This is a genomic window from Candidatus Delongbacteria bacterium, assembly GCA_020634015.1.
Classification (GTDB): domain Bacteria; phylum CAIWAD01; class CAIWAD01; order CAIWAD01; family CAIWAD01; genus JACKCN01.
Genome location: JACKCN010000003.1, coordinates 303035 through 328529 on the forward strand (window position 1 = coordinate 303035; position 25495 = coordinate 328529).

Annotated in this window: 19 protein-coding genes and 1 pseudogene; 7 read left to right on the forward strand and 13 right to left on the reverse strand. The window is 62.2% G+C overall.

Annotated elements, in window-relative coordinates:
* Nucleotides 1–145 precede the first annotated feature (145 nt).
* The 3 genes from H6678_07970 (at nt 146) to H6678_07980 (ending at nt 1902) form a co-directional block, all read left to right on the forward strand.
* The gene (locus tag H6678_07970; GenBank protein MCB9473732.1) at nt 146–616 is read left to right on the forward strand and encodes a DinB family protein; all 471 of its coding nucleotides are present in this window, start codon (nt 146–148) and stop codon (nt 614–616) included.
* A gap of 211 nt (nt 617–827) precedes the next feature.
* Nucleotides 828–1325 carry a hypothetical protein gene (locus tag H6678_07975; protein MCB9473733.1) on the forward strand — a complete coding sequence of 166 codons (498 nt, stop codon included), beginning with the start codon at nt 828–830 and terminating at the stop codon, nt 1323–1325.
* A 46-nt stretch (nt 1326–1371) separates the two neighbouring features.
* Nucleotides 1372–1902 carry a DOMON-like domain-containing protein gene (locus H6678_07980; GenBank protein MCB9473734.1) on the forward strand — a complete coding sequence of 177 codons (531 nt, stop codon included), beginning with the start codon at nt 1372–1374 and terminating at the stop codon, nt 1900–1902.
* Nucleotides 1903–2186: 284 nt separating this feature from the next.
* On the opposite strand, the gene H6678_07985 is transcribed toward H6678_07980, so the two are convergent.
* From H6678_07985 to H6678_08045, 13 genes and pseudogenes are all read right to left on the reverse strand, one after another.
* Nucleotides 2187–2402, reverse strand: a complete 216-nt coding sequence (locus H6678_07985) for a hypothetical protein (protein ID MCB9473735.1) — start codon at nt 2400–2402, stop codon at nt 2187–2189.
* Between the two features lie 46 nt (nt 2403–2448).
* Nucleotides 2449–2889, reverse strand: a pseudogene (locus tag H6678_07990) (glycosyl transferase family 1).
* A 175-nt stretch (nt 2890–3064) separates the two neighbouring features.
* Nucleotides 3065–3451 (reverse strand): hypothetical protein, encoded by a 387-nt coding sequence (locus H6678_07995; protein ID MCB9473736.1) that lies wholly within the window; start codon nt 3449–3451, stop codon nt 3065–3067.
* Nucleotides 3448–3858, reverse strand: coding sequence for a DUF883 domain-containing protein (locus H6678_08000; protein ID MCB9473737.1), 411 nt, complete (start codon nt 3856–3858; stop codon nt 3448–3450). Before H6678_08000 ends, H6678_07995 begins: the two co-directional genes overlap by 4 nt.
* A 75-nt stretch (nt 3859–3933) precedes the next feature.
* Nucleotides 3934–5121: a hypothetical protein gene (locus H6678_08005; GenBank protein ID MCB9473738.1), complete on the reverse strand. Its 1188-nt coding sequence runs from the start codon at nt 5119–5121 to the stop codon at nt 3934–3936.
* Nucleotides 5122–5793: 672 nt separating this feature from the next.
* Nucleotides 5794–6579, reverse strand: coding sequence for an ABC-2 family transporter protein (locus tag H6678_08010; GenBank protein MCB9473739.1), 786 nt, complete (start codon nt 6577–6579; stop codon nt 5794–5796).
* Nucleotides 6579–7391, reverse strand: a complete 813-nt coding sequence (locus H6678_08015) for an ABC-2 family transporter protein (protein MCB9473740.1) — start codon at nt 7389–7391, stop codon at nt 6579–6581. Before H6678_08015 ends, H6678_08010 begins: the two co-directional genes overlap by 1 nt.
* Nucleotides 7388–8383 carry an ATP-binding cassette domain-containing protein gene (locus H6678_08020; protein MCB9473741.1) on the reverse strand — a complete coding sequence of 332 codons (996 nt, stop codon included), beginning with the start codon at nt 8381–8383 and terminating at the stop codon, nt 7388–7390. The genes H6678_08015 and H6678_08020 overlap by 4 nt, the downstream gene beginning before the upstream one ends.
* Before the next feature lie 227 nt (nt 8384–8610).
* On the reverse strand, nt 8611–10470 hold the full coding sequence (locus H6678_08025) for a HAMP domain-containing protein (protein MCB9473742.1): 1860 nt from the start codon (nt 10468–10470) through the stop codon (nt 8611–8613).
* A 224-nt stretch (nt 10471–10694) separates the two neighbouring features.
* Nucleotides 10695–11225 carry a DUF4154 domain-containing protein gene (locus H6678_08030; GenBank protein ID MCB9473743.1) on the reverse strand — a complete coding sequence of 177 codons (531 nt, stop codon included), beginning with the start codon at nt 11223–11225 and terminating at the stop codon, nt 10695–10697.
* 214 nt (nt 11226–11439) lie between these two features.
* On the reverse strand, nt 11440–12768 hold the full coding sequence (locus tag H6678_08035; GenBank protein ID MCB9473744.1) for a TolC family protein: 1329 nt from the start codon (nt 12766–12768) through the stop codon (nt 11440–11442).
* Nucleotides 12765–15923 carry an efflux RND transporter permease subunit gene (locus H6678_08040; GenBank protein MCB9473745.1) on the reverse strand — a complete coding sequence of 1053 codons (3159 nt, stop codon included), beginning with the start codon at nt 15921–15923 and terminating at the stop codon, nt 12765–12767. Before H6678_08040 ends, H6678_08035 begins: the two co-directional genes overlap by 4 nt.
* Nucleotides 15920–17074 (reverse strand): efflux RND transporter periplasmic adaptor subunit, encoded by a 1155-nt coding sequence (locus tag H6678_08045; protein MCB9473746.1) that lies wholly within the window; start codon nt 17072–17074, stop codon nt 15920–15922. Before H6678_08045 ends, H6678_08040 begins: the two co-directional genes overlap by 4 nt.
* A gap of 258 nt (nt 17075–17332) precedes the next feature.
* Between H6678_08045 and H6678_08050 the strand changes: the two genes are divergently transcribed.
* The 4 genes from H6678_08050 to H6678_08065 all read left to right on the forward strand — a co-directional run bounded on the left by H6678_08050 (nt 17333) and on the right by H6678_08065 (nt 25466).
* Entirely contained in the window at nt 17333–18292 is a 960-nt protein-coding gene (locus tag H6678_08050; protein MCB9473747.1) for an aldo/keto reductase, read from the forward strand.
* 50 nt (nt 18293–18342) lie between these two features.
* The gene (locus tag H6678_08055; protein ID MCB9473748.1) at nt 18343–19128 is read left to right on the forward strand and encodes an ABC transporter substrate-binding protein; all 786 of its coding nucleotides are present in this window, start codon (nt 18343–18345) and stop codon (nt 19126–19128) included.
* A 389-nt stretch (nt 19129–19517) separates the two neighbouring features.
* A complete protein-coding gene (locus H6678_08060) occupies nt 19518–22349 on the forward strand; it encodes a TonB-dependent receptor (protein MCB9473749.1) in 2832 nt (943 codons plus the stop codon).
* 24 nt (nt 22350–22373) lie between these two features.
* Nucleotides 22374–25466 (forward strand): hypothetical protein, encoded by a 3093-nt coding sequence (locus tag H6678_08065; GenBank protein ID MCB9473750.1) that lies wholly within the window; start codon nt 22374–22376, stop codon nt 25464–25466.
* Nucleotides 25467–25495 lie beyond the last annotated feature (29 nt).

The following is a 25495-nucleotide window of genomic DNA, read 5'->3' on the forward strand; positions in this document are numbered from 1 at the left end:
CCGAACCCGTCAAAGCTGCAGGTCTCGCGCTGGAAACGCAAGGAAAAGGCCCGCCCCCTTCGCTTTCCTTTTGACTGTCCCAGCCCCCTCCTACCTTCGCCTCCGTACGACGACGCCATCCAACCAACCAAGTCTGGAGTCACGCATGAGCATCGCAAGCTGTCGCAACACCCTGGATACCCTGGGCAAGTTCTTCAACCGGTCTCTGGAAGCCTTCGACGAAAGCGATTCGGGCTTCGCTCCCTTTCCGGGCATGTTCAGCGTGGCCCAGCAGGTGGCGCACAGCGCCCAGACCATCGACTGGTTCCTGGTGGGCGCGTTTGATCCCAAGGGCATGAAGGAAGACTGGGAAGACCAGGAACTGAAAGTGCGTGCCGTGACCAGTCTGGCCAAGGCGAAAGCCTGGCACGACGAGGCCATCCAGCGCGTGCAGGAGAAGTTGTCCAATACCAGCGAGGCCGACTGGATGGCCCCCATCGCCGAAAAGTCGATCATGGGTGGCGCTCCGCGTGCATCCATCTTCGAAGCGATCCTGGACCATGCGGCCCACCATCGTGGCTCGCTGGCCGTATACGCCCGTTGTGCGGGCAAGACACCCGTGATGCCCTACATGTGATCCGCGGCTCCGGCAATTGCCGTCGAGCGCGCAAGCATGCAGCAGGCATCCAGCAACACCCTGGAGGTAGACCATGAGAGAGGACCTGACCCACATCACCGTGATTCTGGATCGCACCGGATCGATGGAGGCCATCCGCAACGACACCATCGGCGGCTTCAATGCCTTCCTCGATTCCCAGCGGAACACGGCCGGCCGGGCCAGCCTGACCCTGGTGCAGTTCGACAGCGAGGACCCCTTCGAGCGTGTGCATCACTTCCTGCCCCTGCCGCTGGTGCCCCGTCTGACCCGCGAGACCTTCGTGCCCCGGGGCGCCACTCCCCTGCTGGATGCCATGGGGCGCGGCATTCTCGATCTGGACGGCAGCCTGGAGGCTCTTGGCGCCGCCGAACGACCGGGCCGCATTGTCTTCGTGGTGGTGACCGACGGCGAGGAGAACAGCAGTCGCGAATTCACCCACGCGCGCGTGAGGGCCCTGATCGAGGAACGCCGCGAATCGCACGGCTGGCAATTCGTGTTTCTCAGTGCCGACATGGCAGCCATCGCGGATGCCCGTGCCACGGGTTTCATGGCCAGCAGCACCCTGGCCTTCAGCGCGGATTCCGCAGGCAGCCAGATGGCCTGGGGTGCTCTCTCCGACAGCCTCTCGGCCTACAGGGAGAATCGCCTCTCGGAAATGACGCTCGAGCCGCGTCCGGACAAGTCCTGAGTCAGCCGCGGACGCTGCACGGAACACGCAGTGTCAGGGAGTTCTCATGCTGAGGCTTGAACCCCATCCGTCACAGACCCGTCTGCCGGACCTGGATCTCCAGGTCCGGCTTTCGCGCTCGGCTGGAATCCTGTCGCTGTCCTTTCACCTGCGTGATCCACAGGCAGAGGTGCTGCTTCCCGACATCGCGGAGCACCCGGAGCGTCGTGACGGTCTCTGGCGGACCACCTGCTTCGAGCTCTTCCTTGCCCAGCCGGGTCACTCTTCTTACCACGAATTGAATCTCTCACCAGCGGGACACTGGAACCTGCTGCACTTCCGGGAGACGCGTCAGACGGCCGATTCCGGGTGGACTCCGCAGGAGCTGGCGTTCCAGTTCATCCGTCGTGCCAATGGCGGTGAGTTGACGGCGGAATTGCCGCTGGAACCTCTGGGACTTGCGGACGGACCCCTGCGACTGGGTGTGTGCGCCGTGCTGGATACGGCGGGCTCAGGGCCCACTCATTGGGCGCTCGTGCATCCAATGCCACACCCGGATTTCCACGATCCTCGCGGGTTCGTGCTCAATATCACGTGACTGAGTGAATTGTACCATGTGGGGAGTGGGCGGGGTCACGGTACTGGAACGGCAGGAATGGAAGTGTCCGGGACCCGGGCACGGGGCACGCGCACGAGAGCACTGCCGGCCGTCCGCATGGCAAGCGGACGGACTTGCGTCCTGCCATGGAATCCGCCCTGGCCATCGTGGTCGCAGGAGTGGAAGTCTGGCCGCGTGCCTTTCCAGGAACTCCTGTCACTTCATTCTCCGGTCGGGAAAACACAGCGCGATCTCTGGAAATCGCGCCGCGTGGTAGGTCCCGATCAGAAGTTGTCCAGCTTGGCCTTCTGCACCGCGCGCCTGTCGCCGACATGCTGCTGCATGATGCCGAGCAGCAGCACGGTCGATCCCAGGACCCGCTGGTATTCGTTGTGTGTCAAATTTCCCCGGATCATCCTGGCCAGCCCCTTGAGCTGAGCCCACCTGCCCCCCCACTGATCCCGGTTCATCATTTCCGTCCTGACTGCATTCTGCGCCACCATGTGTTCCGGTGCTGCAATCCGTGCAGGCCAATGGGCATCACGGTCATGGTGTGCTGCCTGACTGTGCAAGGACCGTGTGCTCCGCAAGTCGCAGCTCCATCAGCGCCTGCAGGAAGGACAGAGTCGATTCGGCGCCCTGGTTCTCGTTCACACGATCAGGGTGCAGGCCCTCACGACAGCCACCGGTGGTGGGGTCATAGATCGGCAGTCCCAGGTCGTTGCGGCCAAGAAACCACTCGAAGGTGCGGCGGGCTTCCTTGCGCCAGCGTTCGTCTCCGCTGACCCGCCAAGCTTCAAGGCAGGCCGAGACCATGGTCTGCACGTCAATCGGCTGCTGGTCGAAGCGGGCACGCTCACCACCTCGCTGGTAGAACCCGTTGGAACCGATGGGCACGAAGTGACGGGCTTCGTTGTTGGCTCGCTGCAATCCCGTGATCCAGATCAGGGATTCCAGTCCGGCCTCCCTCATGGCCGCTTCGGGAATTCAGGAGCTGAATGTGAGCATCGCGCGTCAGCCCCGCATGCCCGCACTCACCGTGCTGGCCAGTGCGCCGGAAACGAAATGCTGAGCGTTCAGGCAGGGTGTGATGCAGCAACAGGAGTCAATGCCCTTCCCGACCAGATCGATTCGCACGTGCGAAAGATGGGCATGGCCGGCTTCAATCGCGTGGCACCTTCCCGGTGGCCTGGTCCATTCCACGCTTGGCTCCCGAGTACTTCAGCCAGGTTTTCTCCAGGCTGATCCAGCGCAGCACCAGAATGGCGGTCAGGAGGTACAGTGCCCCCAGCGCAAGCATCACGATTGAGTTCGCCGGCACCGGCAGCAAGGCGTACAGTGCGAAGTGCACCAACACGAAGCCTGCCGTTGCCAGCACAACCATCAAGGCCGTGGCCAACCCGCTCAGAAAGAGCATGCGCAGGACACGCACACCGCGCACCACCTCGGCCGCCGCTTCGATGCGCAGCAGATCCAGCAGCACCGTGACGTAAGGCGTGAAGACGCTCTGCGACACACGGCTCAACACGGTGTAGAGGAGACGTCTCAACTTGCGTTCCGGTTGTTCGAACTCATCTTGAGCCCCATCAGGTAGCCACCCAGCAGCGAAATCACAGCCGCGCCGCCGAGGTAGGGCCAGGGATTGGTGTGAACATGCTCGTCCACATTGCCCGCGGCTTCGCGAACTTTGGCCTGGCCCTGATTCCTGGCGTTGACCAGCGTCTCGATCTGATCCTTGAGTGTGCTGGTCAGGCGTTCGATCACCGTGTACTCGGTGTCGGCCAGCGCGCTCTTCAGGTGCGAATAGCGGTTGTTCAACAGCTCACGCAGCTCGTCCTTCTTGTCCTTTGCCGCAGTATCCAGCAGTTTCAGGGCTTCCACGATCTTTTCGTTGCCAGTTGATTCCATGATGTCCTCGTTTCCGTTGTTGTGTGGCCCACCGGACGGCAGGGTCATTGCCCCGCGCCGGTCCCTTGTATGACATGCCCAATCCGCGGAGACCCTTCGTCCCGCAGAACACGACTTCTCCAGCTATTTCAGACGGTATGTGATGCCGCCCAGGATCACCCAGTCCCATTCCGCGTCCACGATGCCGTCATCGCGCCAGCGGAACTGCACTTCCGGATTGAAGGAGAGCTGGTTTTCCAGATAGAAGAGGAAGGTGCTGGACAGTGTGGCTTCCAGGTTGTTCTCCGCGTCGGTCGCGGTCGGAATGTCCATCCGGGCCGTGAGACTGTTGTACCAATCAATGCGGTTTGAGATCTCGTAATCCACGCGGAACAGATCCTCAAGGGTGTAGACCACATCACTGGACAGCACGGTCGAGAGAGCCGTGCTGTTGGTGATCTGCAGGTCCATGCCTATCGGCCGGTGCCAGTCGAGGCGCGCCGTGAGGGTGGGGTCACCACTGGAACCGTCATAATCCGAGATGCGCGCACCGACGCCTGCCCGTGCCTTCCAACCGTGCCAGCGCTGGGCCGAGGGCTCCACCAGAACTTCCTGGATGCGCAACACACCCATGGCACCCAGGGACGAGGTGGCCATCACACCGGCATCCACGAGGATGTTTTCCATTTCGGCGTACCAGTACTTGCGGTATTCCACGGGGCCGTACTGGCTGCGGAACTCGTCTTCGCGGTCGATGATCGCGGCCAGGCTCAGCAGGGCGGCATCGGGCATTCCACGCGTGGTGATGCCGTACTTCACGAAGTCCTCATCCATGCGAACGGCCTGTTTCAACACGGTGGCGTTGATCGTGCGCCCGAAACCCATGCCCGCTTCAACATCGACACGAGGATCATCTGCCTTGTCTTCGAAAGCCAGCTTGCGATAGTCCACGGCGGCGGCACCGTAGACAAAGAACTTCTCGTCGTTGCGCAGGTACTTGTCCAGGGTGGTGGCCACGTTGACATCCCAGGCGTTTTCGGCCGAGGCTCCGTCCGCGGTGGCCCGGTTGGTGCTGGCGCTGGCACCGGCCGTCACGTCATAACTGAAGGGCAGGGAGCGCAGTGCCAGCCAGTAACTGCCTGAGCCGCCGAAGTTGTAGCCGACCTGGGTCGTGTCCGTTGAGTTGCCGTCGGCGTTGAAAGTGCCGTTCACATAGGCCTGTTGTGTGGTACTCGTGGGAAAGGTGTAGTCGGTCAGGGAGATGGCATGGGCGATGGATGCCAATCCCCCGACGACTGCAAGACCCATGACCAAACGATTGCTGTACGTCATGATGTTGCCTGTCAATTTGCGGCACGGTGTGCCATTCGGTAGTGAGTGTGACTGAGTCGAGTTCGAAGTGTCGCATGGCATCCGGGAAGGCCGCATCACAATGGCTCCTTCCTCTGCATGGTTGAGCTGGTACCCGGCGGCCCCGGCCCTTCACGGCACGGATCAACAGTGCGATGAGGGCCCTCACCCGCCAACGCCTCCTGGCGGGACAGGAAAGTGGGCTACCGAGTGCCAGGGCGGAGACGGGACAGGTCGTCTCATACGGGAATACATGCAGGATTCAGGCCATCTCTTCAACATGAACAGAATCAAGGCCATAGGCGGGGATCGCAGTGAATTGCCAAGAAAGTTCAATCAAAATGGGCCATCTCACCCATCATTTCGATTGATCGAATGAATCCATGGACTGGCGGATCCGCGAATCCGGGCTCCGTCCAAGCTGGGCTGTGGGCAAAGGCAGATCGCGTTCAGGGGGCAGCCGGGTGGGGGTTCCTTCAGGGATGGTGAAGGGGGAGCCGCCAATCAGTCCGGGACAGCAAAGGTCAAGGAAGCTTCCAGCAGCAGCGCCCTGTTGAGGCCAACCTGTGCTGGCGAGGCTTGAGAGCAGCGCGATCAATGATTGCCTGCCCGGATATGCAGCGGAACTTGCGGGGGAGCTGAGTGGAGTGGAACTCAGGACGAGGCCGAGCTGTAGGCCCGCATGCCCCTGTTCCACAGCCAGAGCAGGAACAGGAAGGCCAGCAGGGTGACTCCGCTGATGTGCAACAGCAGGCGCAGGGTGAGGCCTTCGAAGAGAACCCGGGTGGGAAAGCTCACGATCAGCGAGAAGGGCAGGGCGGTCACAAGCAGGCGACGCACATAGCCGCTGAAGATTCTGTCGGGCCGCTCGGCATAGCTCTGCAGCGTGAAGAAGATGTCTCCCAGGCCCCGGTTGCTGTGCAGCCAGAAGACGGGTATCAGGAAACAGATGTGCAGGATGTAGTACAGCAGGCTGCCGTTGATCACCCCCAGCAGAAAGAGGATCACCGGAACGGTGCCCAGCGTGCCTGGATAGCTGCTCAGCGCCCAGGCCAGCAGGCCCGCGGCGATGATCAGGTTCACGAAACTGTTGGCCGCGAAATCCCGCAGACTCAGGAAATACAGCGAACTGATCGGGCGCAGCAGATAATAGTCCAGATCGCCCTTGTTGATGAGGATGGGCAGCCACCAGAGGTTGTTGGCGAACACGGTCATGTGAATCGCATCGATCAGGAAGAAACCGCAGATGAACACCAGCGACTGCTCGAAACTCCAGCCTCCCAGAAACCCGGTCTGCGTGTAGAGCACACGAAAGAAGATGATCTGCACCGCGTAGAAGGTGCAGTCCATCACGATGCGAAACCAGAAATCCAGCCGGAACTCCATCGCGCGGCTGAATGAGAATCGCAGAAAGTACAGGTACAGGCGCAGGTATCGCATCAGATTCCCACTCCCGTGTAGACATGCTTTCCCTTGTGCCAGAGCGCGTTCTGCAGCACCCAGGCCACGCCGATCCAGAGCAAGGTCACCAGCAGCGAGCGCAGCCATGCGCCCGTGCTGTGCTGGCCCAGCAGGATCAGCACCGGCTCGGAGAAGAGCTGCCTGAAGGGCAGCCAGACCAGAATGCGCTGGCCCCATTCGGGAAACAGGCTCAGCGGCAGCATCGTGCCTCCCAGCAGCCCACTGGCAAAACGGAAGAGCACATTCAGGCTCCAGACGTTGTCGGCCCAGAAGGCCACCATCTGCAACGGAGCCATCAGCGTGTAGTACAGAAAGTTGCCCAGCATGATCGAGGGCAGCGCCATCAGCACCGACCCGACGCTGATGTTGGCCTCGGCGGGAATGGGCAGAATCATCAGGTACAGTGCCGTGAACAACACCAGCTGCACCACGGCGGGCACCACATTGCCCAGATGCTGGGCGTACTTGAAGCGGAAATAGCTGGTGGGGTAGATGATGTAGCGGTTCAGGCCGCCATCGTAGATGTCCTGGGCAATGTCACCCAGGTGCTCGGCCCCACGCACCAGCTTGCCCACCAGGATCGCCAGCACGTAGTACAGGATCATCATCCCGAAAGTCCAGCCACGGATCGTCGTCTGGCCACTTTCCCGGTACAGGGCCTGCCAGAGGAAGTACATCACTCCGTAGTGGGCCACGAAACCCAGCACCGAGTTGATCCAGAAGTCGGCGCGGTAGCTCATCAGCTTGCGCGCTTCCAGGCTGAAGACCGAAAGGAAGAGGGCCGGACTCACTGACGCACCGCCGTGGTCTCGTTGAAGATCTGCTCGATGACCGTGCCGATGTCCACTTCCTCGATGTTGAGGTCGGCCACTGGCCAGCCGCTGAGCAGCTGCTGGGCCACCGCCGTCACACGCGAACGGTCCACCTTGACCCTAATCACATCGGGGCCGCTCTCCTGTACCTCGCCTTGCAGACTGGCGGGGTCGGGCAGTTCCTCTCCGGCTTCGAGGGGGCGCAGGTGCGCCACCACCAGCTTGTGGTTGGCGTAGCTGCGCACCACCTGATCCAGCGGGCCGTCGTACACGAAGGACCCGTCGCGGATGATGATGATGCGCTGGCAGAGCCGTTCGATGTCTTCCATATAGTGGCTGGTGAGAATCATCGCCGGGCGATGCTGCTCGCGGTACTGCAGCAGGAAATCGCGAATCGCGCGCTGGGCACCCAGATCCAGGCCAATGGTGGGTTCGTCCAGAAACACCACCCGCGGGCGATGCAGCAGGGCGGCGATCAGCTCCATCTTCATCCGCTCGCCCAGCGAGAGACGACGGATCTGGAAGTTGATCTCGCCCTTCACGCGCAGGGCATCGCAGAGCCAGTCCAGTGTCTCACGGTACTGTGCCTCGGGAATCTGGTAGATCTCGCGCAGCAGCAGGAAACAATCGGCGGCGGGCAGATCCCACCAGAGCTGGGCCTTCTGGCCCATGATCAGCGCAATCCGGCGGCGGAACTCGTTGTCGCGCTTCCAGGGGTCGTGACCCAGCACCGACATGCTGCCGGCCGTGGGATGGATGATGCCCGAGAGCATCTTCACCAGGGTGGTCTTGCCCGCGCCGTTGGCTCCCACCAGTCCCACGATTTCCCCCTCGCCGATCGAGAAGCTGACATCGCGCACGGCGTGTTTCACCACCCGGTCCCGCACGAAGAGTGAGCGGATGCTGCCCAGCAGGCCCGGTTGCTTGCGGTGAACCACAAAGTCCTTGCTGAGATTGCGGACCTCGATCATGGGAGATTTCCGTTCTGAAATGACAAACGCCCCGCAAGGGCGTGCATCGGGCGAAGGCGGATGACACACACGCGCTGCGCGCGAGTCGCGCAGGCGAAGCGCTCAATGTGCGGATTCGCCAGTGGTGCGGCAAGTCGGAAAACAGACGGAGAAAACCCCCGGTCGCGTGGGCGATCGGGGGTTTGGGGTCGTGATCTGCGCCGGTGCTTCGCGGCGGTGCGCACGGCTCAGAAGCTGAACTGTCGCACCAGCTGTTCCAGGGCGGCGGACATTTCCGACATCTGGCGGGCCGCACTCATGGTGTTGGTCGCGCCTTCCGTGGTCGACTGGGCGGCGTCGGTCACCGAGTTCATGTTTGCCGCGATGGTCGTGCTGCCCTGGGCGGCCATGGTCACGTTGCGGCCGATCTCGGAGGTGGTCACGCTCTGCTCCTCGATGGCACTGGCGATGCTGTTCTGCAGGTCGCTGATTTCCGTGATGATGGCCGAGATCTGTGAAATGGCTTCAATGGCGTGTCCCGTATCGGACTGGATGTTGGCGATCTGGCGCCCCACATCCTCAGTGGCCTTGGCGGTTTCCTTGGCCAGCTCCTTGACCTCGTTGGCCACCACGGCGAAGCCCTTGCCGGCTTCTCCCGCGCGGGCAGCCTCGATGGTGGCGTTCAGCGCCAGCAGGTTGGTCTGTTCGGCGATGCCCGTGATGATCTTGATCACCTTGCCGATTTCCGCGCTGCTTTCGCCCAGCTTGCCAATGGTGCCCGTCGTGTCCCTGGCCGTGTTCACCGCCGTGGAGGCGATCCGCGCGGCCTTGGAGGCGTTCTGGGAGATCTCCTGGATGCTGGCGCCCATCTCGGTGGTGGCGGAGGCCACGGTCTGGATGTTCTCATCCACTTCGCGGGTCGCGCCGGCGGCACTTTCAGCTTCGCGCGACGCGGTTTCGGCATTGCCACTCATGGCTTCGCTGACTTCCATCAGCTGGCCCGAGCTGCGATGCAGGCTTTCGGCCGTGTTGGCCACCTTCTCGATGGTGCCGCGCAGGTTCACCACGGTGCGGTTGAATCCATTGAAGAGGCGCGTGAATTCATCATTCTGGGTGTTCACCAGGTTGATGGTCAGACTGCCGTCGGCCACCTGGTCCATTGCGTGCAGCAGTTCCTCGATCTGGGCCTGCATGTACTCCTGCTGGCGCAGGATTTCCTGGCGGGCCGATTCCGCATCGTTGGCGGCCTGCTCGGCCAGACGGGCCTTGTCCGCGGTTTCCTGCTGCTGCGTTTCCACCTGGCCCAGCGCATCCTCGGCCAGTCGGGTCTTCTGGGCGCTTTCCTCGAGCGCCTCCTGGATCTTCAGCACCATCTTGTTGAAGGCGTCGCCCACGCTCTGCAGTTCATCGCCCGTGAGCACCGAGACCTGGACCTCGGTATCACCCTCGGCCACCTTGTTGGCCGCTTCTTCCAGCACTTTCAAGGGTCTGGAAATGCGGTCGGCGATCTTGGCGAAGGCGAAGGTTCCAAAGATCAGTATCAATGCGCTGATCCCGATCGAGAGCCAACGGATCGAGGCGACATCGCTGCTCAGCTGACTTCGATCCAGACTCAACACCATGGTGCCCAGACGTTCGTCTCCGCTTGTCACGGGTGCCAGAGCCACCAGATACTCATCCAGCATCAGCAGTTCCTGCGCGGAACCCTTGGATATCTTTTCGAGAGCCGGTGCGATCGCGGTCATGCAACTGGCGATCCGGGCGGGGTCCAGCTCGTCGGATACATCGGCCGCTTCATCGTGTTGCCGGTAGCTGACGAAACACGCGTTCTGCGCGTCCAGCACCATGCCCCAGCTCAGATCGTCGATGCTGCGCAGTCCATGCAGGCTCTCCTTGACCACCGAGGGGTCCTCGAAGATCAGCCCGGCTTCGGCATTCACGGCCATCAGGTGTGCCACGGCCACAACCTTGTCCTGCATGTAGTGCACCATGGATTTCTTCTGTCGCCATGGAAAGAATACCGACATGAAGACGGCCACCAGCAGCAGGACGCCTCCTGTGGCGCTGACCAGTTTCGTGCGGATCTGAGCTTTGTGCTGAGCGTTCATCTCATGCCCTGTTCTTGCTTGCCTTGCCTGATTGGATCCTGAGGGCAGTGACCTCAGGCAAGGATCATATCGGAGGATCCCCCGGTGTGATTCTGTCTGGGCGGATGAATGTTCGGGAGAATTTTCAGGCAGCGCGGGGGAGACGAGTTCGAGGACTCAATGTAAAGAGGCACCGATGGGTGCCCCTTGGGGGTTCAGGATCATGGGTGGGTCTGGAGCGGAGGTCAGCCGACCACCGTTGCCAGTTTGAGCAGCTTGCTGGAAAATTCGTGCTGCTCCTGGGACAGGCGTCCCTGATGGATCAGGATGCTGGGTTTGCCATTGGCCTCGCCGATGGCCACGCTGACAGTGCCACTGTTGACGAAATCGGGGACCCCGCTGACGCTCAGCTTGCCGCTGCCATCAATGACGGACTTGGCATCGGCGGTTCCGGGAGCCAGATAGATCACATCGTAGTTGGCCAGCTTTGATTCCAGATCATCCATCCGGACCAGTTCGGCGCTGACTCCATTGCTGCCGAACTCACGGACCACTTCGTCGGCCATCAGCTGGCTTTCGGAATTGTAAACCACGCCCACGGAAAAACTGACTTTCTTGCTCAGAGCCTGGTCAAAGCCCACGACTTTCTTGAGAATCATGGCCTGCAGCTTTGCTGGAATGGGCATGTCATCAACGACCGCCCAGGCAGAACTCGCCGCCAGGCAGAACAGCACGGTGATGGATGCCAGAACTCCCTTGCGAAAGCGCGTGCTCATGATTGCCCCTCCTGCATGGACCAGAATTCGCGGCTGCAACCGTCCCCTGAGGAAATGGTTCCAGGGCTGTATCGGTCAACCTGCGGTGGATGTTTGCTGCATGAAATGGGAAGCGCGTGATTCCCGACGATGGGGCGAATATGGAAAGGCCCCGTCACCGGGGCCAGTCATTTCTTGGGTCAGCACAACTTTCCTGCAGGCAGGCTGAAAGGCTTCAGTCGCTCAGGACTCGGTCCAGCAGCTGTCCACGCAGGCGCTCGATCCGCAGGCGGGCAAGGCTCCAGTCGGATTCGGTGCTCACCAGGCTGAGCCGCGCCGAGGCCAGGCTGACCTGAGCATCCCTGAAGTCCAGCGAGCTGGCGGCCCCCAGGGTGTATTGCTGGCGCAGCAGTTCCAGCTGGCGCCGTGCCACCTCAACGCGGGCTTGCGCCAGTTCCCGTTGCCGGTCGAGGGTGCGCCAGGCCTCCAGGGCGACCCGCATGCCGTTCTCCAGCTCCAGGCGGGTATCCTGCAGGCGCAGGGTGGCCTGCCGCGCCGCGATCGTCGCCCGTTGGCGGGTCACGCTGGATTGACCGCCCGTGTACAGATCCCAGTTCAGGCTCAGGCCCGCCGTGGCCGAACGGCTGCCCAGCTGTGCCTGCCCGCCCTCCAGATACCAGCTTCGTGCGTCACGGTGAGACAGGCTGCCTGACAGATCCAGGCGCGGTACCAGACTGCCGCGGGCGGCCATGGAGCGTTGGTCGGCAATGCGGGCATCCAGCATGGCGATCTCGGCGGCCGGGCCCTGGGTGCTGGCCTGAATGCACAGTTCCGCATCGTCGGTTGCCAGCGCGGACAGCGCCAGGCTGTCGCCCGTGATGCAGACACTTCCTGCTGGGAGACCCAGCAAGGTTCCCAGTGTTGCCTGTGCGGCTCTCAGGGCCTGCTCCCGACCGAGCAGGGCGCTGCGGTCGGCGTTCAGCGCCAACTCGGCGTTGAGCAGCGCCTGGGGTGAAATCGCGCCCAGCGCCCGTCGCAGGCTGTCCTGCTGGTAGCGTTCGCGGGAAATCAGCGCGCTCTCCCGGGCGATGTCCACTCCGCGCTCCGCCTCACGCAGGGCGTGCCAGCCCTGAAGTGCTTCCAGAGCCAGATTCTCGGCCTCGATGAAGGCCAGGGTCCGTGCGCGTGTCGCCTCGGCCGTGGCACGGCGCGAATCGGCCAACCCGGCCAGCCCGCGGAACAGGGTCCAGTTCAGATTCAGCGACGCCGTGCCGGTTTGTGAGTTCAGGTCGTCATGGCTGCCGGAGGACAGGGTGCGGCCCGCGTTGAGACCTGCAGTCGCCGAGAGTGTCGGCAGAAAGGGAGTGCGACCCAGAGCGAACCCCTTGTCCGCGGACAGAGAATCCAGCTGGATCACGAGACCGCGCGGACCCTGTTCCAGAGCCAGCCGCGCCGTTTCCCGCGCGGAGAGTGGAGTGCCATCGTGGAACACGGCCGCGGCCAGGGTCGTTGCCGGCACCAGGGCCAGAACCAGCAGGCGCGAGATGCATCGGATCGGGTTCATGCCAGCTCCTCCGTCTCCAGTTCCAGCACCGAGGGCTCGAGGGCTTCCGGGGGTGGAGTGCGTCCGTCAAGGCGTGCCCAGATCTGTCTCACATTGTTCAGTGCCAGGAATCCGCAGGGCAGTACCAGCAGCAGGATCACGGTACCAAAGAGCAGGCCCCAGGCCACCGACACCGCCATGGGAATCAGGAACTGGGCCTGGCGGCTGGTTTCCAGCACCAGTGGGCCGAGTCCGAATGTGGTGGTCATGGTGGTGAGCAGAATCGGTCGCAGGCGGCTGAGTCCGGCCCCGTGGATCGCGTCAAGCAGCAGCATGCCCGACTTGAGATTGCGGTTGATCTGGTCCACGAAGACGATGCCGTCGTTGACGATGATGCCTGTCAGCGCGATGATGCCGTACAGGGACAGCATGTTCAACTGGATGCCGTGCATCCAGTGTCCCAGCACCACACCGATCAGACTGAGGGGAATCAGCGAGAAGATCAGTCCAGCCTGCCCCCAGGAACGGAACACGAGCACCAGCAGCAGAAAGTTGGCCGCCAGGGCAATGCTGAAGGTCCGGCGAATCGAGGCCGCCTCCTTGGCCTGCTGGCGACTCTGTCCCTCGAAGGAGACTGTCACACCACGCGTACGTTCGGCCACGGCCTTGAACGCGGTTTCCTTGATGCCCTGAAGAATCGGCGGCAGGTCGGCACTCTCATTGTTCAGGCTGGCTTCCAGCGTGATCAGGCGCTGACCATCCTGGTGCTGGATGCTGGTGATGCCCTTGCCCCAGGTGATGGTCACCAGATCACCAAGACGGTGTATTCCGCCCGTGGGAGACGTGATGCGCATGTTCTGCAGCTCGCCGATGCTGGAGCGTTCCTTTTCACCATAACGCACCCAGACCTTCAGTTCGTTCTGGCCGCGCTGCAGACGCTGCGCCTGCAGACCGAAGTAGCCCTGTCGCACCTGGCTGGTCACATCACGCAGGGTATAGCCCAGGCTGCGGGCCTGGGGCTTGAGGCTCAGCACCAGTTCGCGGCGGCCTTCCTGATCGCTGTCGGTGATGTCCTTCAGATCATCCACCTGGTGCAGTTCTTCAAGCAGGATGTCACGCGCCAGCTCAAGCTGGGCCTGGTCGCGGCTGCGCAGACTGATTGACACCGGCTTGCCGAATGTGCCCACGCGACCGAATGTGAGCGCGCGGGATCCCGGCACATCTCCCACGCGATCACGGATGCGGTTGGCGATGACATAGGAATCCATGTTGCGCTGCTCGGTGGGCAGCAGCAGCACGTTCAGCTTGCCCGCATTGGCGCCGTTGCCGCCCAGATCGTTGCTGCCCATGGTGCGCGTCACACCCGTGATCACCATCTGGCTGTCGGGCCGTGAGGCCGACAGTTCGCGATTGACCTCGGCCACAGCCTCTTCGATGCGCTGCAACTGGCGCTCGGTTTCCACTTCCTGACTGCCACTGCTGAGGGTCAGGTTCACGGGGAAATTGTCGCCATCGATGAACGGGAAGAATGTGAGACCGACCTGGCCACCGCGCACCATTCCGAAGATCACCATCAGCATCGCGGCCGGAAAACAGAGCGTCAGCATGGGATTGCGCAACGCCCATTTGAGCAGGGGGCTGTAAAGCCTGACCGTGATGTACCGGATGAATCCTTCCACGCGACGGCGCACGGGATTGACCGTGGCGCCCTTGCGCAGACTCTTCGAGTGGGCCAGGTGAGCAGGCAGGATCAGGAAGGATTCGATCAGGCTGAACGCCAGGCAGGCGATCACGACCAGAGCGACCTGCCAGATGAACTTGCCCAGATTGCCGTCCAGGAAGAAGAAGGGCGTGAAGGCGATGATCGTGGTCGAGACGCTGGTCAGCACGGGCCAGATCATCTCCAGGGTGCCTTCGATGGCGGCCTTGATCGGCGGCGCGCCACGCTCGTGATGCGCGAAGATGTTCTCCGAGACCACGATCGCATCATCCACCAGGATACCCACCACGATGATCATGCCGAAGAGACTGATCACGTTGATGGTGATGGGGACCAGACCCGCGATGATGAACATGCCGAAGAACGAGAACGGCACACCCAGCGCGACCCAGAAGGACACATGGATGTTGAGGAAGAACCAGAGGCAGATCACCACCAGGGTCAGCCCGAAGAGGCCGTTCTTGATCAGCAGATTCAGGCGGTCCTTGAGATTCAGGGTGCGGTCGTCGATGGCGCGGGCCTGGACCGGCAGGCCCTGATCATTGAACAGGGCCACCTGCTCGTGGCAGATCTCGGCCACTTCCAGAATGTCCTCGCTGATCGTCTTGTCCACGTTGACCAGCACGGCGGGCTTGCCATCGTGATGCACGCGCTTGGGGTTGTCCTCCCAGCGCTCCTGGACGCGCGCCACCTGTTCCAGCCGGACCACAGCACCACCTGTGTTGCCCCGCACGGGCAGGTCCAGGAAATCCGTGACCTGATATCCACGCCCGAGGGCCCGGATCAGGTACTCTTCCTTGCGCGTGTCCAGCTTGCCGCCCGTCAGATTGACGTTGCCGCCGGACACAGCCGCGGCCACCTGCGAGAAGGTCAGGCCGTAGCGCCGCAGGCTTTCTTCGCTGACTTCGATCGAGATCTCCCGCTCGGGCAGTCCTTCCAGCACGACCTGGGAAATGCCCGGCTGCTCCAGCAGGCGATCACGGAAATCCTCGGCCAGATCCTTGAGCGTGGCGTGATCCGCGGGGCCGTACAGCGCAATGCTGATTGCCCGGCCGCGGAAGCGCTGTTCGAAGATCACCGGCTTCTCGGCGTCCTCGGGCAGGGCCGTGATCTGATCGATGGCATTCTTGATGTCGGCCAGCACGCGGTCCTTGTCGCTGCCCTTCTGCACCTCGACCGTCAGCGAGGCCAGGTTCTCGTTGGCCACACTCGTGATCCGTTCGACTCCGTCCAGTCCCTCGAGTGTCTGCTCCAGGCGCAACACGATGCCCTCTTCCACCTCCTCGGGCGAAGCGCCCGGGAACGGAACCTGGATCGTGATCGTGTCCGGCCGGATCTCGGGGAAGACCGAACTGTTCATGCTGAGCATGAAGATCAGGCCCGCAGCGAAGACCACCAGCATCAGCACGTTGCTCCAGATCGGGTAGCGGATGAAACCGCTGATGATCCCTCTCATGGACGGGCCCCTTCCGGGCTCGAGGGTTGGGGCCGGGGAGTTGCCGCATCACGCAGGCGCGTGCCGTCGGCGACTCCCTGCAGCAGGTCCAGCACCAGCGAGTCACCGGCGGCCAAGCCGCCCTGGATGACCACGGAGTCCCCCTCGGTATGGATCACATTCACGGATCGCCTCTCGAGAACACCTCCCACGAGCAGACCGACCCGGTTCTCCTGCGACAGCGTATAGGTTGGAATGCGCAGGGCGTTGTCCACGCGGGAGCCCTGGAACAAGGCTTCGACGAAGGCGCCTTCCAGCAGACGGTCGTTGCCGTCCGCGATACGCACATATACCGGCACGGTACGCGTGCTTTCATCGACTCGCTGCCCCAGACGCTGGACCCGGCCCCGCAGCATCTCGCCCGTTCCGGGCAGTCGCACGTCCACCACCGTACCGGTGCGAATCAGATGGAGGTCGGAGCCCGCGACCTGGATTTCCACTTCCAGAGTCTCCAGGTTCAACAGGCGTCCCACATTCGTGCCCAGGCGAGCCGTGGCACCGGGCCGCAGGTTGGCGGTGATCACGGTACAGTCGAAGGGAGCGCGGATTTCATGGCGCTCCAGCTGGATTTCCAGATCGCGGGCCGTGTTCCAGAGCCGGATCACACCGGCCTGGGACAGCAGACGTTCCGCGCGGGAACTGACCTCGGGCAGTGGCTTGAGTGTCTGGCGCAGATCAAAATCGCCCAGCCACGCGTTCATCGCCGGGCCATCCTCGGGAGCGTCGAACTCCAGCTCGGGCAGCGTGCGGGTCAGGCTGTTCAGCAGATCGCTGCGAGCGCTTTCCAGTTTCAGGCGCACGGGACGGTCATCCACCTTCAGCAGTACCGCACCTCGTTCGAAACGGGCCCCGGGCATGAATTCCCTGTCACCGGCTTCCACAGTGCCTTCCGCCTGGCTCAACAGCTCGATGTCGGCCACGGTGCGTACCCGGCCCCAGGCAGTGACCCGTGTGTCCAGGTTCCCGGGCTTGGCGACCATTGTGTTCACCACCACCTCCACCGCGGGTGCGGGTCGTCGCACTTTCGCTTCGCGGGCACGGATGAGCATCTGCATGGCCACCCACCCCAGGAGCAGCATCAGGACAGTGAACAGGATCTGTTTCGGTTTCATGCGGGAGTACCGTTTCGTTTTCTGTGGTGTCTGTCGGGCACGGCGGCACGACGTGCCGCCCTCTGATGGCCCGGAAGGAGGGCCCCGTTCGTGTCGTCACGGGCCTTGAGGATCGCAGGCCCTGCGGAACACAGCTTCAATTTGCTGATTTACTTTCACATCTTGACTGCCTCGCTGCCGGTTGTCCCTGACCCAGAAGATTGGCTCTCCGCCGGCCTCACCTCAGCTATCAAGGATTCTTCCATGACAACTCAGTCCATGTCCTACCGTCAGATGTGTGCCAGCGGTCTGCGCCTGAGTGCTCTCAGCCTTGGTGGCTGGACCACCTTCGGCGGCTCCCTCAAGGATGAAGCGCTGGCCAGGCGCATCATCAATCACGCCCTCGCGGCCGGCATCAATTTCTTTGACATTGCCGACATCTACGCCCACGGCGAGTCGGAACGTCTGATGGGGCGCCTGCTGAAGGACACTCCCCGTCACGAACTGGTGATTTCCAGCAAGGTGTTCTGGCCCATGTCCGAAGATGTCAACGACCGCGGGCTGTCGCGCAAGCACATCATCGAGTCGGTGGAGAAGAGCCTGAAGCGCATCGGGACCGACTATCTGGACATCTACTTCTGTCATCGCTGGGACGAGGACACACCGCTCCAGGAGACCCTGCGGGCCATGGATGACCTGGTGCGCCAGGGCAAGATCCTCTACTGGGGGACCAGCGAGTGGACCGGCGACCAGCTGAGCGACGCGCGCTACGAATCCGACCACTGGCGTGCCTACGCCCCTGCCGTCGAGCAGCCCCAGTACAATCTGTTGACCCGCTCAAGGGTCGAACACGAGATCGCACCGGCCACCCGTGAACTGGGCATGGGAATGGTGGTCTGGAGTCCCCTGGCCAGCGGCCTGCTCAGCGGCAAGTACGATGCGGGTGTCCCCGAGGGCAGTCGCCTGGGGCGCATCGACTGGTTGCGCGAACAATTGCTGGTGGAGGACAAGCTCGCCCGGGTCCGTCAGTTCAGTGCCCTGGCCCGCGAATTCGGTGCCACGCCTTCCCAGCTTGCGCTGGCCTGGATTCTGACCCGCCCCTGGGTCAGCAGCGTGATCACCGGTGCCACGACCATCGAACAGCTGGAAGAGAACCTGGGTGCCCTGACCCTGCAGCTCGACGAAGTGCAGGTGGAGCGCATCGAGGCCCTGTTTCCCAGTCCGGCCCCCGAGGGCTGATCCCCAACCCGGGTGTGCCCCCGGGCGGCACGATGGGAGGACCCGCAGTCATGAGCCGTCATCCCGAGCGTGTGATTTCTCTGGTGCCCTCGCTCACCGAAACGGTGCTCGACCTGGGACTGCCCCCTGAGCGCCTCGTGGGGCGGACCGCCTGGTGCGATTCTCCGCCCTGCGTACGCCGTGTGCGACGGGTGGGCGGCACCAAGACGCCGATGATCGGGCGGATCCTGAAGCTGAAGCCGGATCTGGTGCTGATGGACGCCGAGGAGAATCGACTGCAAGATCACCGGAGCCTTCGTGAAGCCGGGATCGAGATTCTGCTCTCGACCACCCGGTGCGTGGCCGATGTGCCGGATCTGCTGCGCGCACTCGGGGATCGTCTGGGTCTGGCCTCCGGTGTCAAAGCCGCGGATTGCCTGCAGCGCGCCCTGGATGGGCTTCGGACACCCAGCGAAACCTCCGCCGGACCCGCGGTACTTCCTCTCATCTGGTTGGATCCACTGATGGCGCTGGGACCCGACCGCTACGGGGGCGACCTCCTCCGCCGGGCTGGATTTCGTCTGGCCCTGCCTTCCGCTGCCACGGCCTACCCTGTGGTCAATCCTGCCGATCCTGGCACACCATCTCCGGACTGGTTGCTGCTCAGCAGCGAACCCTGGGCGTTCACGATGCACGAGGGGCGCCAACTGCAGCAGGCCTTCCATCTGGCCGGACGGCACAAGCCGCGTTTGCGCCGTTTGGACGGCAAGCTGCTGACCTGGTTCGGAAGTCGCACGGTCGAAGGGCTGGCCGCATGTGTCAGCCTGAGGCGTGAGCTGCAGCGCATTCAGCTTTGAACAAAGCTGCAGTAATCTCCTCTTCAAAGCTGTCAGTGCCGTGCTCCATTCAGGGAATGCACTCGCTCCGGAATGCTGTTCGTGATACTTGCTGGCCCTTGCCAACCCCATGTTTTCTGTCAGGTTCGACTGGACAATTTTGTCGTACGGGCGCGAGACAGCTTCCCGATTGAGCCTTGACAAGCCGCAAAGCATGCTATAGCTTCCTGACTGTCGGATTTAGCGCAATCCGAACATGGTCCTCACCCAGTGGACAATCTCGGTTCCGACACAGAACGCATCCCGCTTGAATTCGAAAATGAACATACATGCCCCGGTGACTCTTGGCTTGCCGGGCGTCGGTACTCCATACATGGATACCGGCGGGAATCCATTCTAGGGAGGAGAAAATGAAACGTGGCTTTCTCCAGTTCTTGCTCCTGCTGGCGCTTCCAGCCGCACTGCTCGCCGCGACGACGGGCAGTCTGAAGGGAACGATCAGCAGTACGGACACCGGAGCTCCCCTCGCCGGTGCCAACGTGATCATCAAGGGGACAACCATGGGGGCGGCGTCGGACATCGATGGAGAGTATTTCATCTCCAACATTCCGGCCGGCGTCTACACCCTCAGCGTCAGTACAGTGGGCTATTCCACCGGTGAAGTGACCGACCTGCGCATCCATGCCGACTTCGAGACGGTGCAGAATGTCACGCTCAAGGAATCGGCCATCGAGGGCGACGTGATCACCATCGTGGCCGAGCGCCCGCTGGTGCAGCTTGACAAGACTTCCAGCGTGCAGATCATGGACGCCGGACAGCTTGCCGATGTTCCCGTGCGCGGATACAATGACATCATTTCCGTGCAGTCCGGTGTGCAGACCTACGATTACAACACCAGCAACACCGGTCGTTACTACAACGAGAACACCAACGGGCCCCAGCTGTCGGTGCGTGGCTCCCGCCCGGACGAGATCATGTTCAACGTGGACGGCGTGTCCCTGAACGATCCCTATTCCGGTCTGGTGACCTTCCGCGTGCCCAATCTGGCCTGGGACGAGTTCACCTTTCACAAGGGCAACTTCTCCGCGGAGTACGGCCGCTACATGTCGGGCGTGGTCAACTGGACCACCCGCTCGGGCGGTTCGGACTACAAGGTGACCGCCGAGATGGAAAGCGAACTGGGCGACACCAAGCACAACTACGGCGACCTGGTCTACGGTCTGGGCATTTCCGGTCCCATCATTCCCGGCAACACGAACCATCGCTTCATGGTGGCTGCCGAGTCCTTCGCCACCGATGACCTGTCACCTTCCTTCGTTGACAATGGCCCCAAGAACAACGCCGGCTCCGAGTATCTCAGCGCCGCGGCCAAGCTCACCTCGAACTTCTCCGAGAGCATGCGCATGGACCTGGGTTTCCTGATGTCCAACGAGGACTGGAACGAGTACCGTCATTCGTACTACTTCAACAGCGATCACATGCCTTACTACGAAGACCGCAACACCGCGATCTACGGGCGCTTCAACTATGCCGTGAACAAGGACATCAACGGAACCTTCACCGCCGGTTACACCGACGTGAGCCGCTTCCGTGGTGACAACATGTTCAAGGACAACCTGCTGGCCTACGGAACGGACAATCTGCCGACCTATCCCACGGCCGCCCTGTTCTGGGATCCGGACCGGATGTTCCGCAACTTCATGAAGCGCCGCACCGAGAGCCTGAGCTGGCGTCTGGACCTGCAGATGCTCTTCGAACCGTCGCTGGCTTCGCTGCTGACCTCCGACGCCGACGAACTGGCCGAGCTGCAGAGCCGCCATGATCTGCGCTTCGGTGTGGACGGGCAGATGTACACGGTGCGCTACTACGAGCACTTCTTCCCCAACAACGTGCAGTCCGATGGTGCCGGCAACTACAACGCCAACGCCTTCGTGGATGCCAACTACTTCGGCTACGACCGCCTGGGCGAAGAGACCGACTCCGGCGGCGACTCCACTGGCCCGCGCGAGCCGACCGTCTTCGGTCTGTATGTGCAGGACAAGGTCAGCCTGTCCTATGGTATCCGTCTGGATCTGGGCCTGCGCCTGGACGTGCTGAATCCCAACACGCGCAAGATCAAGGACCTGACCTCGCCCCTCGGCAACGATGGTGTGTTCAGCCTGGCCAACGACACCGAGGATACCCAGAGCTTCAAGATCTGGAGCCCGCGCCTGGGCGTGAGCTTCCCGGCTTCGGAGAACACGACCTTCCACTTCAACTATGGCAAGTACGCGCAGTTCCCCTCGTTCTACTCGTATTACATCGGCTACGAGTATTACGACTACTACATCAACAACTCGCCGTACCACACCGTGCTGGGCAATCCCAACCTCGAGCCGATCAAGCTGACCTCCTTCGAGTTCGGCATTGACCACGCGCTGGGAGACTATGCCTCGGTGGCCTTCAGCGCCTACTACAAGGACATCAAGGACTACGTCAACAGCCAGAACCTGTCGGCAGTGCCTTCGAGCTACAGCACCTATTTCAACATGGACCGTGCCGTGACCAAGGGCTTCGAGTTCGAGTATCGCCTGCAGCCCTACAAGCGCTTCAGCGGTGTCGTGAACTACACCCTGTCCTGGGCCAACGGTACCGGTTCCAGCAACGACAGCAACGATCGCGTGTCGCACACCGCCGGTGAAGTGCCCAAGTACACCAACCCGCTGGTCTTCGACCGTCGCCACAATCTGGCCGGTCTGCTGTCCTACGCCTTCGCCAAGGGTGACGGCCCCCGTCTGGCCGACTATCCGGTGCTCGAGAACACGGTCTTCGGCGTGCAGCTGAACGCCAACTCCGGTCGCCCCTACACCAAGCGCAACGTGTACAACGAGGTGACCCTGGGCTCGACCTTCCCCGAGAACGAGCGCAGCATCAATGCCTCGTACATGGACTGGAACTACCAGCTGGACCTGCAGCTCACCCGCAAGTTCGCCTTCGGTCGCGTGGGCCTCGAGCTCTCGGCCCGGGTCGAGAACCTGCTGGACACCGAGAACCAGGTCGCGGTCTGGGAAGGCTCCGGCGATGCGGGCACCACCTACTGGCTGGGTACCAACGAGGGTCTGGCCTGGCAGCAGAACAACGCTGGCGCCATTTCCGAGTATGACGGTATGACCGGTCCTGACGCCTACCGCTTCCGCGAGGACGACCCCAACAACTGGAGTTCCCCGCGTCGTGTGTTCTTTGGCCTCACGGTCACCTACTAGTCAGAGCAAGCAAGGAGCAGATACATGAGTCGAAAGCTTGTCGCCGTCACACTTGCCATGCTGACGGTGGTCGCGGTGGGAACGGCGGAACGGCCGGTGAGCAAACGATCGGGACAGGAGACGGACATCCGGTCCACCCTGACCACGATCGACGCCAACCAGCTGGACCTGTTCGTCACCAACGAAGGCAACTTTGCCTACGACATTTCCAACATCCGCGGCAAGGCCGACGGGTTGTACTTCCCCAATACCTACCCCCTGTCCGACAAGACCATCATCTACGATGCCGGTCTCTGGATGGGTGGCATCCGCGGGGGCGACACCCTGGTCACCGTGGCCGAGTACTCCAGCGAGTTCAGCCAGGGTCCGCTGGGAGGCGATCCCACCTCCCCGGTCAACCGCGTCTACAAGATCTACAAGGACCACCTTGGCAAGGTCGCCAACGGTTTCATGGTCCAGGACAAGAACGGCGATGATCCCAATGCCTTCGTGCCGCTGACCGCCACAGATTACAACGAGTGGATCGCCGGCGGTGGTCCCGTGGGCAGCGATGGCACCCCCTGGATCAACGAGCTGGGCGCCGATCAGATGACCTTCGCGTACTACAACGACGGTGTGGCCGCGTCGCACACCAACGACGCCGGAGCCACCGATCCCATCGGCATCCAGATCCGTCAGACCACTTTCGCCTTCAATCGCAGCGATGCGTTGGGCAACGTGATCTTCATGCGCTTCGACATGGTCTACGATCCCGCGGCCAGCGATACCCTGCACAACGCCTATGTGTCCCTCTGGGCCGACCCCGATCTGGGCGGCGCCGGTGACGACTTCGTGGGCTGTGATCCGGACATCGGTCTGGGCTATTGCTACAACGCCACCAACAATGACAATGCCTACGGTTCGGCGCCCCCGGCGGTCGGCTTCGACTTCTTCCAGGGACCGACGAACACCTACGGGCTGGAATGGCCCCCGGCCAGCGGAACGGTGCCGGCCACCCTGCCGATGACCTCCTTCAACAAGTACATCAACGGCACGGACCCCCATTCCAAGATTGACACCTACAACTACATGTCCGGTCTGCAGCTGGACGGTACTCCGCTGCCCAACGGCACCACCTTCCAGGTGGCCGGCGATCCCGTCACCGGTACTGGTGAACTGGACACCGACCCCGCCGACCGTCGCTACATGCTGAGCGCCGGGCCCTTCTACATGGCCCCCGGTGACACCAATGTGGTGGTGGCCGCCATCGTGGCCGCGCAGGGCACCAACCGGCTGAGCTCGGTGACCTTCATGCGTTACGTGGACACCTTTGCCCAGACCGCGTTCGACAACAACTTCGTGGTGGCCCAGCCGCCCGCCATTCCCGAGTTCAGCACCGTGAGCGAGATGCCCAACAAGGTGAGCCTGGTCTGGAACGGCGCGTCCCAGGATTCTCCCGGCGATTACGCCTTCCAGGGTTACAACATCTGGCAGGGCGCGACGTCTTCCGGTCCCTGGATCCGCATCGGGACCTACGACGAGGTGGACGGTGTGGCGACGATCTTCGACACGGCCTTCGATCCCGAGACCGGTGAAATCTACCGTCAGCCGCAGCAGTTCGGTTCCGACTTCGGAGTGCGGCGCTACATCGAGATCACCAGCGACGCCTTCACCTGGAACGGCAACACGGGCCTGGTGAACAATCACACCTACTACTTCGCCGTGAGCGCCTACAGCTACGACCCCAACGCGGTGCCCAACAACCTGGAATCCGCCAAGGTGGTGGTTGCGGTCACGCCGAACGCCGGTCCCAACGGGACCGACTGGAACACCGCTTTCGTTGATTCCGTGATTCACTCGGCCGGTTCCAGCGATGGCACGGTCGAGCTGGACCTGATCGACGAAGCCCAGCTGATGACCGCCAACTACGCGGTCAGTTATTATGACACCAGCTGGGTCGAGGGCGAACTGCCGGACACCGCCACCGTGGTGCAGACCTGGTGGCGCGTGATGGATACCACCCACAACGTCCAGAAGGCCCACGGTGTGGCCCAGGCGGACACCGACTATCCCGATTTCGCGCACCATGTGACGGGTGCTCCTCTTGTCGACGGTACTCTGGTCAAACCGCTTGGACCGCCTCTTCAGGGCAACTCCTACGGCTGGACCGCCAACGATCCCGACAACTCCGGACGCTGGCTGACCGGTGTTGCCGGTGGACTGGAACTGTTCTTCGGCGGGCTGGGTCTCGGTGTCAATTTCTTTGGCAGTACGCTGGCACCCTCCGATTACACGGCCGTTGATGTGGTTCTCACGGCGGATCAGAATGAGTGGTCCAATTGTCAGGTCTACCGGCGTGACATGGGCTATGCGGCCAATGGAATCGGCACCTTCCCCGGCAAGGCATTCGACATGTCCGATCCGGCCAACCCGCGTCGACTGAACATCTGCTTCGTGGAGAATGACGATCCCAACGATCCCTCCAACACGGCGGATGGTACCTGGAACCCCAACGGTTCGTCCCTGGGCGGTCGTGAGTATCTGTTCATCATGGACAGCGACTACAACGGCGGCGTGGATTACGACGACGACAACTGGGGCCCCGGTGCTGACGTGCAGTGGGCGGCCTGGATTCTGCTGCGCAGCAGCCAGACCGGTGATTGTGCGGATCCGAACGATGCCACCGGTGGCTGTTTCGAGTCGCTGCTGGCGGCACGTCCGGCAACCTTCAGCATGGTCCCCAATTACGTGAACACGACCGCCGACGTCTTCACCTGGTCCACCACGGCCACCACAGCGCACATGTCCTCGAAGACGCTGGATACGGTGCGTGCGGTGCCCAACCCCTATTACGGACGCAGCTCCTACGAGACCAAGGCGGACGTGAAGGTGGTCAAGTTCACCAACCTGCCGGCCAATGCCACCGTCAAGATCTTCAACGTCGCCGGTGATCACATCCAGACCCTTCAGACCTCTCCGGGCAGCTCGACCTACGAACTGCAGTGGAACCTGAAGAATTCCAACAACATCTACGTGGCCAGCGGCGTCTACGTGTACTTCGTGGAAGCGCCCGGCTACGGTGAGTCCTTCGGCAAGGTGGCGGTCTTCCTCGAGGAAGAACGCCTGAAGGATTATTGATGGGCACCCCGGAACTGATGGGAGGACTT

Coding starts and splice junctions, on each gene's coding strand:
- H6678_07970 (MCB9473732.1), top strand. CDS start 146: ATGAGCATCGCAAGCTGTCGCAACACCCTGGATACCCTGGGCAAGTTC.
- H6678_07980 (MCB9473734.1), top strand. CDS start 1,372: ATGCTGAGGCTTGAACCCCATCCGTCACAGACCCGTCTGCCGGACCTG.
- H6678_08000 (MCB9473737.1), bottom strand. CDS start 3,858: ATGACCCTGCCGTCCGGTGGGCCACACAACAACGGAAACGAGGACATC.
- H6678_08005 (MCB9473738.1), bottom strand. CDS start 5,121: ATGACGTACAGCAATCGTTTGGTCATGGGTCTTGCAGTCGTCGGGGGA.
- H6678_08010 (MCB9473739.1), bottom strand. CDS start 6,579: ATGCGATACCTGCGCCTGTACCTGTACTTTCTGCGATTCTCATTCAGC.
- H6678_08020 (MCB9473741.1), bottom strand. CDS start 8,383: ATGATCGAGGTCCGCAATCTCAGCAAGGACTTTGTGGTTCACCGCAAG.
- H6678_08025 (MCB9473742.1), bottom strand. CDS start 10,470: ATGAACGCTCAGCACAAAGCTCAGATCCGCACGAAACTGGTCAGCGCC.
- H6678_08030 (MCB9473743.1), bottom strand. CDS start 11,225: ATGAGCACGCGCTTTCGCAAGGGAGTTCTGGCATCCATCACCGTGCTG.
- H6678_08035 (MCB9473744.1), bottom strand. CDS start 12,768: ATGAACCCGATCCGATGCATCTCGCGCCTGCTGGTTCTGGCCCTGGTG.
- H6678_08040 (MCB9473745.1), bottom strand. CDS start 15,923: ATGAGAGGGATCATCAGCGGTTTCATCCGCTACCCGATCTGGAGCAAC.
- H6678_08045 (MCB9473746.1), bottom strand. CDS start 17,074: ATGAAACCGAAACAGATCCTGTTCACTGTCCTGATGCTGCTCCTGGGG.
- H6678_08050 (MCB9473747.1), top strand. CDS start 17,333: ATGTCCTACCGTCAGATGTGTGCCAGCGGTCTGCGCCTGAGTGCTCTC.
- H6678_08055 (MCB9473748.1), top strand. CDS start 18,343: ATGAGCCGTCATCCCGAGCGTGTGATTTCTCTGGTGCCCTCGCTCACC.
- H6678_08060 (MCB9473749.1), top strand. CDS start 19,518: ATGAAACGTGGCTTTCTCCAGTTCTTGCTCCTGCTGGCGCTTCCAGCC.
- H6678_08065 (MCB9473750.1), top strand. CDS start 22,374: ATGAGTCGAAAGCTTGTCGCCGTCACACTTGCCATGCTGACGGTGGTC.